Here is a 14,985-nt window from a genome sequence, read left to right on the forward strand (position 1 = left end):
GAATGGAGGATATGCATTTAAGCGATATCAATTGCAAATTAGTGCTTAAAACTTGATGCTAGAGACTCCTTTGTGTAGATTTTGGCACAATTTATCCGATAACAGCATTTTTATTGCTAATTACTCTCTTATCCTCAATCAACTAACCTATAAATAACGCTCTCAAATACTAGATAAAATCATGGTTAATCAACTTTTAATCAGTGACGATGATTATTATGTGCCAGATGCTAACCAGTTAGTTACTGAAGATGATACACCTGTGGACAATTTCGCATCTGCCAAACAACAACGTCTTTTAGTGAGTTCTCTTTACAGTTCTTTACAAAGCCAGGCTTTTCTAGCTGAAGCTAATGTGGGCATTTACTACACAGACCTTCAGCCTCCCATTGTGCCTGATGTCTTTCTCAGCTTAGATGTGCAAGTGCCTGAAAATTGGTGGGAGAAACAAAATCGTTGTTATATGGTTTGGCGTTTTGGCAAACCTCCCGAAGTTGTACTCGAAATTGTCTCAAATAAAGAAGGTGATGAACTAGGCAAAAAGCTACAAGTTTATGAACACATGCGTGCAAGTTACTACATTGTATATGACCCAAATCAACAATTAGGAGAGAAAGTACTACGCGTTTATGAACTTAGAGGAAGGCGGTACTTTGAAAGTCAAGAAACTTGGCTTGAACAAGTTGGTTTAGGTATAACTTTGTGGGAAGGTGAATTTGAAGGTAGACAGGATCATTGGTTACGCTGGTGCTATCAAGATGGTAATGTTTTATCCACTGGAGATGAACGCGCCGAACAGGAACGACAACGTGCCGAACAGGAACGACAACGTGCCGAACAAGCAGAACAACGTACGCAATTACTAGCAGATAGGCTACGGGCTATGGGTGTAGATCCCGAAACTCTCTAGAACGTTCACGCAAAGATGTAAAAAAATTTGCGTCTTTGCGCGAGTCAGAAGATATTACAGACTCGTGGAATTAATAAAATCATTTGTACACAGCCAAACCTTTTCTAATAACTCAGCATCATCGGCATCAAACCACTTAATTTGCGGATCTGCTCGAAACCAAGTGCGTTGTCGCTTGGCAAATTGTCGCGTATGCAAAATTGTTAATTCTTTTGCTTCATCTAAGGAAATATCCCCAGCCAAATATTGCTTAATTTCTTGATAACCCAAAGTATTCAACAAAGACAAATCAGCGCCATATTTTTGACAAAGATTCTCCACCTCAGCAACCAAACCATTTGCTATCATCTGCTCAGTACGCTGTTGAATACGAGCAGCCAACCTTTCAACATTGCAATCTAAACCAATTTGCAAAATCGGATAATTTGGTGGATTCTCCCCTTTCTGTTCTGAAATTGGATATCCAGTTATATAAAATACTTCTAATGCTCGTAAAGTACGCACTGAATCGTTGCCATGAATCTTTTGTGCCGCAATTGGGTCAACTTGTTGTAACATTGCATAGAGTTGTGTTTGGCCCAGAGATTCAAGCTGCGATCGCAATTCCTTTTGTGGTGCAACTCTCGGAATTTTCATACCTCGAACAATAGAACGGATGTATAAACCAGTCCCACCAACTAGGAATAGTGGTATAACACCAACAGAAGCAATTAAGGCTTGTGTTTGCTCTTGATAGTCTGCTACTGTCATCACGTCTGTTGGCTCGCAGATATCTATTAAATAGTGCTGCACCAATTTTTGTTCAGCTACAGTTGGTTTCGCCGTTCCAATATCAAACTCACGGTAAACTTGACGAGAATCAGCACTGAAAATTACAGAACCCAATCGCATCGCCAAAGCCAAAGCCAAACTTGATTTACCCGTTGCCGTCGCCCCACAAATCACAATTAATTTAGTCATTTGTCATTTGTCATTTGTTATGGGGCATTGAGAAGAGACAAGGTAGACGAAGAAGAGGGGGAGACAAGAAAGAGACTTGTTCAATAATTCTCTCTTGTCCCCCTTGTCTCCCTTGTCCCCTTGCTCCCCTGCTCCCCTGCTTTTCCACTTCCTCATCTCCCCCTGCTTCCCCTGCCCCTCTGCTCCTCTGCCCCTATTGCACGGTACTGCAACCCCAGTATAAACTTCTCTTGAAAATGCCCTACAGACGCCAGCAAGGCTTTTGTGTTACAATTTTGGAGTGTTTTTACTTTTATTTGCCTTTCGGCGATTTCAACCCCACGCATCAGGAGAGTTTACATGACGAGCAGTTACAGTGCCGATCAGATTCAAGTTCTGGAAGGTCTGGAAGCCGTCCGCAAAAGACCAGGAATGTACATCGGTACCACTGGACCGCGAGGACTCCACCATTTAGTTTACGAGGTGGTGGACAATTCAATCGATGAGGCTTTGGCGGGTCATTGCACTCATATAGAAGTGGATATCAACGCAGATGGTTCTGTGACTGTAACAGATGATGGTCGCGGTATTCCCGTCGATACTCACTCGCGTACCGGGAAATCGGCTTTAGAAACCGTAATGACGGTACTGCACGCAGGTGGAAAGTTTGGCGGCGGTGGTTACAAAGTTTCTGGAGGATTGCACGGGGTTGGTATTTCTGTTGTTAATGCCCTATCTGAGGTTGTAGAAGTTACAGTTTGGCGAGATAAAAAGGTTCATCTTCAGCGCTATGAACGCGGTATCCCAGTTAGCGATCTGCAAGTCAAACCTTACAAAGAAGCTAGAACTGGAACTTCTGTTACTTTTAAGCCAGATACCCAAATATTCACTACTAGCATTGAGTTCGATTACATCACTTTATCAGGTCGCCTACGGGAATTGGCGTATCTGAATGCAGGTGTCAAAATTACTTTTAGTGACCACCGTTTAGAACTACTAAAAAGCGATACACCCAAGGTAGAAACCTACGAGTACAAGGGTGGGATCAAAGAGTACGTTGCTTACATGAACCGTGAGAAACAACCCCTGCATGAAGAAATTATCTATGTGCAGGGGGAACGTAACAACGTACAAGTGGAAGTTTCTTTACAGTGGTGTACTGATGCTTATACAGATAATGTGCTAGGTTTTGCTAACAATATTCGTACAGTGGATGGTGGTACGCACTTAGAAGGCTTGAAGGCGGTTCTGACGCGGACATTAAATGCGATCGCCCGCAAGCGCAATAAAATTAAAGAGAATGAACCTAACCTCAGTGGCGAGCACGTCCGCGAAGGTCTGACAGCCGTAATTTCCGTTAAAGTCCCAGACCCAGAGTTTGAAGGACAAACCAAAACTAAACTCGGTAACACCGAAGTGCGGGGAATTGTCGATTCTTTGGTAGGAGAAGTCCTTACCGAATATCTAGAATTTCATCCCAGCGTTGCTGATGCAATTTTAGATAAAGCTATCCAAGCTTTCAAAGCCGCAGAAGCCGCGCGTCATGCACGGGAATTAGTCAGACGCAAATCTGTACTGGAATCTTCACCATTACCCGGTAAATTGGCAGACTGTAGCTCTCGTGACCCTGGCGAATCTGAAATATTTATTGTGGAAGGGGATTCAGCCGGTGGAAGTGCAAAACAAGGACGCGATCGCCGCACTCAAGCTATCTTGCCTCTACGTGGTAAAATTCTTAACATTGAAAAAACCGACGACGCCAAAATCTATAAAAACAACGAAGTTCAAGCGTTAATTACAGCACTTGGTTTAGGTGTTAAAGGCGATGAATTCGATTCCACCCAACTGCGCTATCACCGCGTAGTCATCATGACGGATGCTGACGTAGATGGAGCGCACATCCGGACTTTGTTGTTAACATTCTTCTATCGATATCAGCGATCGCTTATTGAACAAGGCTTTATTTATATTGCTTGTCCCCCACTGTATAAAGTCGAAAGGGGACGTAATCATGAGTATTGCTATAGCGATCGCGAAAAAGATCAAACAATCGCCAAATTTCCGGCTAACGCCAACTACATCATCCAACGCTTCAAAGGTTTGGGTGAAATGATGCCACAACAACTCTGGGATACCACAATGAACCCAGAAACCCGTAAAATGAAGCAAGTCGAAATTGAGGATGCCGCCGAAGCCGATCGCATCTTCACAATTTTAATGGGCGATCGGGTCGCACCCAGACGAGAATTTATCGAAACCTATGGTTCTAAACTCAACTTCACCGATCTAGATATCTAAATACCAGCAGTCTTAAATCATTCGTAAAAAATAAGATCCCCGATTTCTTTAAGAAATCGGGGATCTTTAGCTTTCAAGTATTGCTTGACATTACTGCAACAGATTTTGGTAAAGACTTTATATCCCAAATATTATAAAAACTACCTCTTTTGGGTGATGACAAATTATGTATTTTGTAAAAGTTTTTGATTAATATTTTTTTACTACAAACTATGTCGTTAGATGAGTGACTATATCCATAAATTCATAAACTATTGTTAATAATTCCCTATTCAGCTGGATTCTACATAAAGCTATGAAAGCAAGCAAAGGCATAGTAGAAAGAGCATTGTTCAATATTATTGGCATAGGTAGCTTAGTTGCTCTGTCTGCCTGCGCTCAACCTGTTGCAGAAACTCCTACAGCAACTGTCTCTCCAACAACTGTCCCGCTCGTCACACCAACTCCTACTGCCACTATAGCCACCCAAAATTTAGCAGAATTGGCAAAGTCAACAGCTAGTCAAGGACAGTTTAAAACTCTCATCCAAGCAGTGCAAGCTGCCGGCTTAACTGAACAATTGGCTAAACCAGGTCCTTTTACAGTATTTGCACCTACTGACGCCGCGTTCTCTGCTTTACCAAAAGCTACTCTAGACCAACTCTTACAACCAGCAAACAAACAACAATTAGTCAAGCTTCTGTCCTACCACGTTATACCTGGGGGAATTACCTCCCAGCAATTGACATCTGGAGAAGTTAAAACAATTGAGGGTAGTCCCGTTAAAATCACAGTTGATCGTGCCAGTAACTCAATCACAGTTAACAATGCTAAAGTGACTCAGCCAGATATCCCAGCTAGCAATGGCATCGTTCATGTAGTTGACCAAGTGCTTCTGCCACCTAATTTCCCTGCAAGTCTAAACACCACCCCAACACCACGGTAGTTCAGCAAAGTTCATAGTCCCCAATTTTAATTAGAGATAGCTTTGAAAGCCTCCCTGACTTTGAACTAGTCGCAAACAATCAATTAAAAATTTAGGTTGACTTGTTACAAGAGCAAATATTTGATAATACAAAAACTACAAATATTCCAATTTATCGGTTGGAAAAAACCATATAATTCGCTTATTGTCAATACTTTCCAAACAATCAATGCTCGATTGTTAACATAACTACTAACTTTATTGGAAATTTAGTCCAGATAATACTTTTTGCTCTGACTCGCTGATTAATTTGAACCACCTGCTAGAAACACATTTGTTATGCTTTAAGAAAATAACTAAATATCATCTATCCAACAGCAATTAATAAGTATTTTGAGGATTTCTCATCATCAGATGACAGAGAATTACCGAAATAAAAGTATTGAAATTTACAATTGATTTACGCAAAAAATTTTTGTAAGTAAATCATCAGGTAATCTGCTGGGTTCTCTGTGTTCGAGGTAATAGTTGTAGGAAGTACACACCATAAGGCTGAAAACTTGTTAATATCTTCATGTAGTGCCGTGGCGATCGCGATTGGATCGTATGTATCGAATGTACTTTTGCCTAAGATAAGACGATATTGGCAAATTCGCAGGACAAATTGTTTTTGAATTGATTAAAATATTTTTGTATACAATAAAAAAAGTTTGTCAAGTTTCATAGGGCTGAAATCACCACAGTGCGCTAACGTGTGAATAAGACCAAATTAGTAAACCTAAATTGATCTGTGATCGGATCGATTCTGCCACCGCCTCAACTCCTCAGTTAAGGTCGTTAATACGCAGAAGGTTAAATGCTTTCAAGCAAGCACCACCACCGTTGTTGTATTTACGCAAGGACAATACCCGTTTTAGTCTAAGGGATGCTTAATTTATGAAGGAAATGTAAAAATGGTAGGTTAAGACGAATAGTCTGAGTTAACATAAAATGCACTTCTTCTCAGTAATTAATGTTGTGTAAAATACATGAAATTCGGCAAAAGCAAGCGTACTTACTTTGTAATGTAATAAGAGCGCCACTGTAATTCCGAAAAGTGGAGAAAAAATTTCCGGGTATGAATCCCGTTTTCAATGTCTTTTTGGTGAAAGTAGCTAACAGTTGCTTAATGAATTCATGATTAATACACAAAAAGAGTGCAATTTCTGTGAAACAGGCTACAATCAGAAGAGTCTTTATACGAAAATCTGCCAACAGTATGAACTCATTTGTATAGAGTGGCAAATTTCTTGATAAAGGCCAGTCTTTATTTTGACCAGTTAGTTGAAAGCAATATGTGATAGCAACACATATAACATTTACTAAAGTGAGCAAGTCACCTTTAGTAGTTGCTTAAACTAAAGTAAAAACCCTCCTACCGGAGGTCTAAAACGTCTGAAAATATCTTTGGCAAATCTGCCAAAAAGTTTATTTTCAGTTAGCAATTGGCTCGTTAAAAAGAGCAGTAAACACATCTTGAGTAATTGATTCTGCAAGGAGCATGAGGAACGCGGCATGAACCAGGCTAACAACGTACTCGAAAGCATATATCAGCCTGACCTAGAAATAATGAATCAGCCTGAGCTCGAGTTAGAAGAACTCTTAATAGACGATGAAGAGGACTTGCTGATCGTAGATGAAGGTGACGAGGAATTTTTAGAGCCTCAGTCTGATGAGGACGACGCAAAGTCTGGAAAAGCCGCTAAATCGCGTCGTCGGACACAAAGCAAGAAAAAGCACTATACCGAAGATTCAATTCGGCTTTACTTGCAAGAGATTGGTAGAATTCGTCTGTTGCGGGCAGACGAAGAAATTGAATTGGCGCGGAAGATAGCCGATTTGCTGGAATTAGAAAGGGTACGCGAAAGACTCTGTGAGCAATTAGATCGCGATCCTCGAGATAGTGAATGGGCAGAAGCAGTACAACTGCCACTACCAGCCTTTCGTTATCGCCTGCATGTTGGTCGCAGGGCGAAAGACAAGATGGTGCAATCTAACCTCCGTCTTGTAGTTTCAATTGCTAAGAAGTACATGAATCGTGGTTTGTCGTTCCAAGACTTAATTCAGGAAGGCAGTCTCGGTTTGATTCGTGCCGCTGAAAAGTTTGACCACGAAAAAGGTTATAAGTTCTCTACCTATGCTACATGGTGGATTCGTCAAGCAATTACCCGCGCAATAGCAGATCAATCCCGCACAATTCGCCTTCCAGTTCACCTTTACGAAACCATCTCGCGGATTAAGAAAACTACCAAGTTACTATCTCAAGAAATGGGTCGCAAACCCACCGAAGAAGAAATCGCCACTCGCATGGAAATGACCATTGAGAAGTTGCGGTTTATCGCTAAATCCGCTCAGTTACCCATTTCACTAGAAACGCCAATTGGTAAAGAAGAAGATTCTCGATTGGGCGATTTTATTGAATCCGATGGTGAGACGCCAGAAGACCAAGTTTCCAAAAATCTTCTGCGCGAAGACCTCGAAAAAGTCCTCGATAGTCTTAGCCCACGCGAACGCGATGTTCTCAGACTACGTTACGGTTTGGATGATGGTCGGATGAAAACCCTTGAGGAAATCGGACAGATTTTCAACGTCACCCGCGAACGAATTCGTCAAATTGAGGCGAAGGCACTCCGTAAGTTACGCCACCCAAATCGTAACAGTGTTCTTAAAGAGTATATTCGGTAGTAATTAGTCAATAGTCATTGGTGAGCCAGTGCGGTCTTCTTCCAAAGGGAGAGGCTAGCGCCAAGGGGGTTTCCCCCATGAGCAACTGGTGTTAGCGCAGCGCTAGTGAGGCACGAGCGTCACCCGAAGGGTCATTAGTGAATAAACAAATGACAGCTGACAAATGACAAAACAAATAAAAAACCTGGTAGTGAATTGGCACTCCAGGTTTTTTTATTTATAGGTCATCTTAAATATTAAAACTTATAGAATGCCCCAAAAATGTAGAAAGCCTTGACCAGAAAAAAGCTCGACTAAAACAGCTGCTAAAAAACCAATCATTGCCAAGCGACCGTTCCAAATTTCTGCTTGTGGGGTAAAGCCCCAACGCCAAGCGTTACGATCTTCAATTACGGGAGTAGTGACTTTTGTTGTGGTTGCATTTGTCATTGTTAGGACTCCAAACTTAATTTTTAAGGTTTATTATCTTGTGTAAACTAATATAACAAATATTTTCATAAAAGCAACATTTTTTATATTTTTGTTTCCAGAGCTTGACATAAATATCAGTAGCTATTTGTACAGACTAAAACATCAACCTTCAGTGAGATTTAATGAGGTAGAAGAAATGTTATTCCGACTTTTAGCTTTATAAACAATCTTACATTATTGAAATTAATTATCAATTAATTTAGTTAGATTACTTGATTTTAAATCTATATCGCATTTTAAAATAAAAAGTTTATTGATAATTTAAGTTAGTACCAGACCATTTCCATTTCTTTTGAAGTCAAGACAAAACCAAGCTTCTTATAGATACGTTTACCATCCTCAGTGGTGTGAAGCCAGAGGCGTTTTGCTTCAGTTGCTCTCACAAAGCTGATAATTTCCTTTAATAATGCTGTTGCAATTCCCTGGCGTCGCCACATCGGAATTGTATAGACATTCATAATGTAGGCTTCTAAGCCTGAGAGATTGCCGTTGTAAGGGGGTCGTTGAAAAATACCAAGCCACTAGTGGCAACAATTTGGTTATCTACTTCAGCTACCCAAGCTAAAAACTCACCTGGCGGCATTTTTTCGCCAAGATATTTTCGAGTCGCTTCTGCTAAATTTGCGATGTCAGAATTACCTTTAATCTCGCCAACCTCCCGCAGGAGTTCGAGATGCAGTTGGATTAGCGCCTCTAAGTCTTGCAAGTTGGCTTGTCGCAAGTTGAACATCACCCTAATTTACGATCGCACTTCGACTACAGTGATGATTTTTTCATCGCGGCTGAGTTGGAGAATGCTTTCACCTTTGACATCTCTACCTAAGAGCGGCACTGTTTCCATAGGTATCCGCACGACCCGCTCCTTATTCGTTACTAAAGCTACTTCGCCAGATGCGTTGGCGTAGCCCGCCGTTCGCGTAGCGTCTCGTAGAGAAGGCATCGCCATCACCATACCAGCTAAGTTGTCAGTTTTGCTGGCAAATTTCAGCGCTTGCGTGCCTAAATCGCCCCGATTAGCCGCTCTTAACTGACTCGCAGCCATCCGCTTGGCATATCCTTCTTGAGTAACTAGCAGCAGTTGGTCATCTTTACCGACAGTGACACAACCAACCATTTGCTGATTTCTCAATAGTCGAAATGCTTGTAAACCCATCGCTGTGCGTCCCATGATCGGCAATTGTTCATCATTGACTGCAAAGCGCAATATTCGCCCACCGGAACTAGCTAAAATCAGATGCTCCCCTGGAGCGGTAAACTGGGTAAATGACAATTCATCATCGTCTTTGAGCTTCAAAATCGTGATTCCGCGCCGAGTCAGGTTAGTGAATTCTCCCAGAGACAGACGCTTAATTCTTCCCTGCTTTGTTAAAAGAATCATCTGCCTAGTTTCGAGATTTTCCGGCAGCAAAAAGCGGCTGACGACAGCTTCTTGAGTGCCTTGAGCAGTACTACTGAGCATAGTGATTAAAGGTTTGCCCCGTGGAGAACGCCCAGTAGTTAGGGGAATTTCTCCCACATTCACCGGATACACTTTGCCGCCACCAGTTAGTATTAGCAAGTCTTTCCCTGTGTCAGTCAACACTGTTTGGATAATGAAGTCATTATCGTGCAGACCATTTTCTGCTTTTGACTTTTTTCCAGATGGCTGGGTGCGGCGGACATAACCCCGTTGGGTAAATTCTAAAATCGCTTCTTCTACTGGTTCGGAAGATTTAAGTTCCTCTTCCTCTGCCCTAGACTTCTGCTCCTCTGCCCTAGACTTTTGCTCCTCTTTGATTTTGGTTCGCCGGGGATCGCTGTACTTGCGCTTAAGCGATCGCAAATCTTTTTTCAGCGCCTTCAATAATTCGCGGCGATCGCTCAGTAATAGCTCCAACAATCTAATTTGTTCGCTTAACTGCTCAAATTCCTGCTGCAAATTTTTCTGTTCTAGACTAGTGAGGCGGCGCAGCGGCATAGCTAGAATTGCATCTCCTTGTAGCTCACTCAAATCCAGTTGATTGCAAAGATTAATTTTTGCTGTACTGCCATCGGGAGCTTGGCGCAAAATTTGAATTACCTCATCCAAATTAGACAGCGCTTTCAACAAACCTTCTACCAAATGTACACGACTTTGGGCCTTTCCCAACTCGTAATTGTAGCGACGGTTCAGCGTCTCTTCTCGGAATCTCAAAAATTCCTGCAATAGTTGACGCAAACTTAATTGGCGGGGTTGTCCATCCACTATTGCTAGGAGAATTGCCCCAAAAGTCATTTGTAAAGCAGTTTGTTGATATAAATGCTGGAGAACTTCTTGGGGATTGGTATCGCGTTTGAGTTCAATTACCACCCGCATCCCTTCGCGATCGCTCTCATCCCGAAGATCGGAAATTCCTTGCAAGCGTCCTTGATTTACTAAGTCCGCTACCTTCTCAATCCAGGCAGCCTTATTCACTTGATAAGGCAATTCTGTAATGATAATTGCCGTCCTGCGCTTACTTCCCCTAGCGGCTGGAATTTCCTCTAGAGTCGCGACTCCCCGCAACAGAATTCCACCTTTACCTGTGGTATATGCTTCCCGAATTCCTGCTTCACCAACTATTTCCCCGCCAGTGGGAAAATCTGGCCCTGGAACTAGCTCAAATAATTTTTCATCTGGCAAATCTGGATTGTCAATTAAAGCAATTAACCCATCGACAACTTCCCCCAAATTGTGGGGTGGTACATTTGTCGCCATTCCTACGGCAATACCAGAACAACCATTAAGTAGCAGAAACGGCAACTGAGCAGGTAACACTGTTGGTTCTTGCTGGGAATTATCAAAGTTCCCCACAAATTCCACAGTTTCTTCCCCAATTTCTGTCAGCATTCCTTCATGGCTGATGGGTGCGAGGCGCGTTTCTGTATAACGCATCGCCGCTGGCGGGTCATTATCGACGCTGCCAAAGTTACCATGTCCTGCCAGCAAAGGATAGCGGCTAGAAAAATCCTGCACCAGCCTGACTAAAGCATCGTAAACTGATTGGTCGCCATGAGGATGGTATTTACCCAATACATCACCCACTACACGGGCACATTTTCGATAAGGTCTATCTGGTACCAAACCGAGTTCGTGCATTGCATACAAAATGCGCCGATGCACTGGTTTTAAGCCATCACGCACGTCTGGTAGCGCTCGCCCGACAATCACGCTCATGGCATATTCTAGATAAGACCGTTGCATCTCGGTGTGCAGGGCTGTTGGAATTACCTGTCCCGTTGAGAGAAGGTTTAACTGTTTTGCCATGAGTTTTTTCCCTGAAGTTTAACTACACAAAAGCCGATGCAACTCAACATTGCGGCAACCACAGCATAACGGATGAAATGAGATTCATAACAAAATTTTGATAGTCACAGAAGAAAAAGCAGTAGTATCATCCTTGATGACGAAGATGCACATTGATTATTAAAAAGGATGCACACGAGTATAATCTACATAAACTTAGTAGCCATGATACTTACCATGATTGCATTTCTTAATTTTGTATTCTGGAATTCTTGAATCTCCTCACCTCTATAACTAAAATTCTCATGAAAACTGTTTTAATTGTCGAAGACGATCTAATTAATGCTCGTGTTTTTTCCAAAATTTTGTCCAAGCGTGGTGGCTTGGGTGTGAAACACACTGAAAATGTCGAAGAAGTCATCAAAATTGCCCAATCAGGAGAAGCCGACTTGATTTTGATGGATGTTTCTCTTTCCAGAAGTGTTTACCAAGGCAAGTCTGTTGATGGAATCAAAATTACACAAATGTTAAAATCTGATCCAAAAACAGCAAACTTACCTGTGATTCTGGTGACAGCACATGCTATGGAAGGCGATCGCGAGAACTTTCTCAAGCAAAGCGGTGCTGATGGCTACATTTCTAAGCCAGTTGTTGACCATCAACAGTTCGTTGACCAAATCATCGCACTTCTACCCACAGACTAACACTGAGAACTAACGAATTAATTTCAGGAATACTTGCCCGCCAATGTTTTTGGACAACTAATTCCTGTCTTTATTTAGTATAGATGTACTATGACAAGGTACTGTTAGGCAAGTGGGGAATGGGGAATAGGGAATAGGGAGAATAAAAAATTACCTCTTTACCCTCTGCTCCTCTGCTCCCCTGCTCCTCTGCTTTCTACTCCTATTGAGTAGGCTGTTTTGTAGGCGTAGGCGCTGATGATGAGTTTTCTCGTTGCTGTATAGCTGCTTGAATACGTGGTAATTCTAAGAATTTTTTCGTATCAGACAGTAGACGATCGCCCCAGAGATTTTCTTTGAGAAAATTCAAATTAGCGTAGCGGGAATCGATACGGAGTGCAGCTTCTCCCAAGGTTAGTCCTTGTTGGCGATCGCCTTTAGTATATAGTGCCACTGCCAAGGCCAGTAAAGGTTCTGCCGCTTGTTTTTCAAGGGTTATAGCAGATTGCCATCGCTTAATTGCTTCAGGAATATTACCCTGCTCGTAGTTGATTAAGCCAATGTTGTTCAGCGCTGGCCAGAATTTTTTATCTTGAGAGACAGCTTTATCATACTGTGCGATCGCATCTGGCAATTTACCCAGCAGATAGTAAGCATTACCCAAATCAAATAACCCCTCTGGATCGTTGGGTTTTAATTTCAAACCATCTTGATAATTGACAACAGCAGCCTGGTAATTTTTCTGCTGAAAATTCGCTGAACCCAAAGCAAACAGAATATCACCATTTTTAGGGTTGAGAGATTGTGCTTTTTTCAGACTAGCGATCGCCCCATCAAACTCTTTGGATTGCAACTGCAATCCACCCAAGAGCAACCATACTTTGTCATTCCCAGGAGCCAGTTGACTAGCCAGCCGCGCTCGTGGCAAAGCTAAATCAACCTGTTGAAACTGAGCTAGTTGAGCCGCTTCTTGTGCCAAGCTTAACCCTTGCTTTTCTAACTTTGTTGCATCTAATTGCAGTGTATGGGGTATTAATGCCTGCGCGTTAGCGGCTTTTGGCATACTCCATAAACTACAGACCATTAAAAAAGAAATCAAACGAACATGTTTAGGCACACTACCGCCTTTAAGCCACTAATCAAAGAATCTTTCAGCTAGCTTAAACGATCTGCGCTCTTGACGGCAGCAAAATTTTACATCATTAGTTCTTGACATCCCTATAATCAAACAATATATTAATAAGTAATCACTTACTTATTTATGGCTCGGATACCCAGAATTACCAATCAGCAAATCTTAGAAGCGGCTCGCCAAATTTTCCTACAACAAGGATTTAGTGCTTCAACATTAGAAATTGCTCACCAGGCTGGCATTTCTGAAGCTTCAATTTTCAAGCGATTTTCAACGAAAGAAGAATTATTTTTTGCAGCGATGGGAATATCAGAAAAACCCCTGTGGGTGAGCGAGTTGGAATCTCTTTGTGGTAAAGGCAATCTCAAAGAAAACCTAATCAAGGTTTGTCTCCAGATTATAGAATTCCATCGTGAGGTATTGCCTCTAATCATGATGCTGCGATCGCGAGGAAATGTGCTCCCAGAACTTGGAGGTCAACAACCAAGACCTATGCAAGATGTAAAAGCACTAACTGCTTTCCTAGAGCGTGAGATCAACCAAGGTCGCCTCCGCCCTTGCAATCCCCAGACAGTGGCTCATGTCTTGCTAGGATCGCTGATGAACTACGTTTTCGTAGAACAGATATCGTCTCAAGTCAGTATATCAACTACCGAATTATCATTAAATTCTGAAGATCGTCCCACAGAAGTATCATCATTTGTCCAGAGTGTTGTGGATATTGTCTGGCAAGGAATTGCACTAAGCCAAGATTAAATAAGCAGTAGGGATTGGGGAGTGGGTATTAAGAAGTAATTCTTTATAAAACTGCTGTGTGTACGAACAAGATTTGAGATAAAACCCTGATCAAACGGGATTTTAAATCTGAGTATGTTTTCACAAATCAAATCAGACTTTTATAAAAGTTAGAGATTGGGATCTTAATTTTCCAATCCCCACTTAAAAAACTGATGACTTTGGTCATATATCAGTCTGGAATTACTAATGACTTTCGTCATACATCGGTTTCAACTTTTTGGTCAATAATTATTATGTATGAATTTATACGAGGAGATAAATACTAAACATCTTAATGCCAAAACAAAAACAACTGTCTAAAGATTGCTGAATTCAAACTTCAGCAAACTAGAACTTTAATACAAATAAGAAGTCAATTCCATGTTGAAACCAAACCGTATATCGATAGTCTTAGCTGCTGCTGCCCTGATAATTGTTCCTACTCTCATGACTGCGCCTGCAAGTGCCCAGACGAAAGTCTACGTTGTTGGCGATCGCGATCAAAATTGGGATCGCGACGGCAGATCCAATTCTAGAGAAATCAGAAACTTTAGAGACAGGGATAATTGGAACCGCGATCGCAGAACATATCCTGTAGAAGTCAGAAACCCCAGATATCGGGATAATTGGAACCGTGACAACCAATTTAATGGCAGAGTAGTCAGACTTGGCAATGGTGATATCAGATATCCCAATGGGCAAATTATTCCTGCTAGATCCGTAGTCAGACTGCGCGATCAAGGTTACTTCAGACTTCCTAACGGAGATATTCTGCTTCCCAATCAGGAAATTGTTCCTGCTGGGAGATTAGTGAGAGTGCATGATGATTACTTCAGACTTCCTAGTGGATTAGTACTGCAAATCAACCTTTAAAACACTAAAAACTCAAAATCATTGTCAGTA

The 14,985-nt window shown here is 41.8% G+C and carries 13 protein-coding genes; 7 read left to right on the top strand and 6 right to left on the bottom strand.

Annotated elements, in window-relative coordinates; translation table 11 throughout:
• Positions 1–181 precede the first annotated feature (181 nt).
• Positions 182–910, top strand: a complete 729-nt coding sequence (locus V7K56_RS15900) for a Uma2 family endonuclease (protein WP_334911845.1) — start codon at positions 182–184, stop codon at positions 908–910.
• A 54-nt stretch (positions 911–964) separates the two neighbouring features.
• Here V7K56_RS15900 and miaA read toward each other — a convergent pair whose 3' ends face one another.
• On the bottom strand, positions 965–1,870 hold the full coding sequence (gene miaA, locus V7K56_RS15905) for a tRNA (adenosine(37)-N6)-dimethylallyltransferase MiaA (protein ID WP_334911846.1): 906 nt from the start codon (positions 1,868–1,870) through the stop codon (positions 965–967).
• Between the two features lie 339 nt (positions 1,871–2,209).
• On the opposite strand from miaA, the gene gyrB reads away from it, so the two are divergent.
• From gyrB to rpoD, 3 genes are all read left to right on the top strand, one after another.
• On the top strand, positions 2,210–4,147 hold the full coding sequence (gene gyrB, locus V7K56_RS15910; RefSeq protein ID WP_334911847.1) for a DNA topoisomerase (ATP-hydrolyzing) subunit B: 1,938 nt from the start codon (positions 2,210–2,212) through the stop codon (positions 4,145–4,147).
• Positions 4,148–4,442: 295 nt separating this feature from the next.
• On the top strand, positions 4,443–5,072 hold the full coding sequence (locus V7K56_RS15915) for a fasciclin domain-containing protein (RefSeq protein WP_334911848.1): 630 nt from the start codon (positions 4,443–4,445) through the stop codon (positions 5,070–5,072).
• Between the two features lie 1,533 nt (positions 5,073–6,605).
• Entirely contained in the window at positions 6,606–7,775 is a 1,170-nt protein-coding gene (rpoD, locus tag V7K56_RS15920) for an RNA polymerase sigma factor RpoD (RefSeq protein ID WP_104904896.1), read from the top strand.
• 243 nt (positions 7,776–8,018) lie between these two features.
• Here rpoD and V7K56_RS15925 read toward each other — a convergent pair whose 3' ends face one another.
• The 4 genes from V7K56_RS15925 to gyrA all read right to left on the bottom strand — a co-directional run bounded on the left by V7K56_RS15925 (position 8,019) and on the right by gyrA (position 11,511).
• Positions 8,019–8,204 carry a chlorophyll a/b-binding protein gene (locus tag V7K56_RS15925; RefSeq protein ID WP_109009401.1) on the bottom strand — a complete coding sequence of 62 codons (186 nt, stop codon included), beginning with the start codon at positions 8,202–8,204 and terminating at the stop codon, positions 8,019–8,021.
• A 308-nt stretch (positions 8,205–8,512) separates the two neighbouring features.
• Positions 8,513–8,704: a GNAT family N-acetyltransferase gene (locus V7K56_RS15930; protein WP_334911849.1), complete on the bottom strand. Its 192-nt coding sequence runs from the start codon at positions 8,702–8,704 to the stop codon at positions 8,513–8,515.
• Between the two features lie 11 nt (positions 8,705–8,715).
• The gene (locus V7K56_RS15935; protein WP_334911850.1) at positions 8,716–8,976 is read right to left on the bottom strand and encodes a hypothetical protein; all 261 of its coding nucleotides are present in this window, start codon (positions 8,974–8,976) and stop codon (positions 8,716–8,718) included.
• A 9-nt stretch (positions 8,977–8,985) separates the two neighbouring features.
• Positions 8,986–11,511 (bottom strand): DNA gyrase subunit A, encoded by a 2,526-nt coding sequence (gyrA, locus tag V7K56_RS15940; protein WP_334911851.1) that lies wholly within the window; start codon positions 11,509–11,511, stop codon positions 8,986–8,988.
• Between the two features lie 284 nt (positions 11,512–11,795).
• Here gyrA and V7K56_RS15945 point away from each other — a divergent pair, with 284 nt between their 5' ends.
• Entirely contained in the window at positions 11,796–12,194 is a 399-nt protein-coding gene (locus tag V7K56_RS15945; protein ID WP_069073372.1) for a response regulator, read from the top strand.
• Between the two features lie 202 nt (positions 12,195–12,396).
• Here V7K56_RS15945 and V7K56_RS15950 read toward each other — a convergent pair whose 3' ends face one another.
• On the bottom strand, positions 12,397–13,290 hold the full coding sequence (locus V7K56_RS15950) for a tetratricopeptide repeat protein (protein WP_334911852.1): 894 nt from the start codon (positions 13,288–13,290) through the stop codon (positions 12,397–12,399).
• A gap of 144 nt (positions 13,291–13,434) precedes the next feature.
• Here V7K56_RS15950 and V7K56_RS15955 point away from each other — a divergent pair, with 144 nt between their 5' ends.
• A complete protein-coding gene (locus V7K56_RS15955; protein WP_334911853.1) occupies positions 13,435–14,061 on the top strand; it encodes a TetR/AcrR family transcriptional regulator in 627 nt (208 codons plus the stop codon).
• A 402-nt stretch (positions 14,062–14,463) separates the two neighbouring features.
• Entirely contained in the window at positions 14,464–14,955 is a 492-nt protein-coding gene (locus V7K56_RS15960; protein ID WP_334911854.1) for a hypothetical protein, read from the top strand.
• Positions 14,956–14,985: the final 30 nt, after the last annotated feature.

It is taken from the genome of Nostoc sp., from assembly GCF_036917535.1.
Classification (GTDB): domain Bacteria; phylum Cyanobacteriota; class Cyanobacteriia; order Cyanobacteriales; family Nostocaceae; genus Nostoc.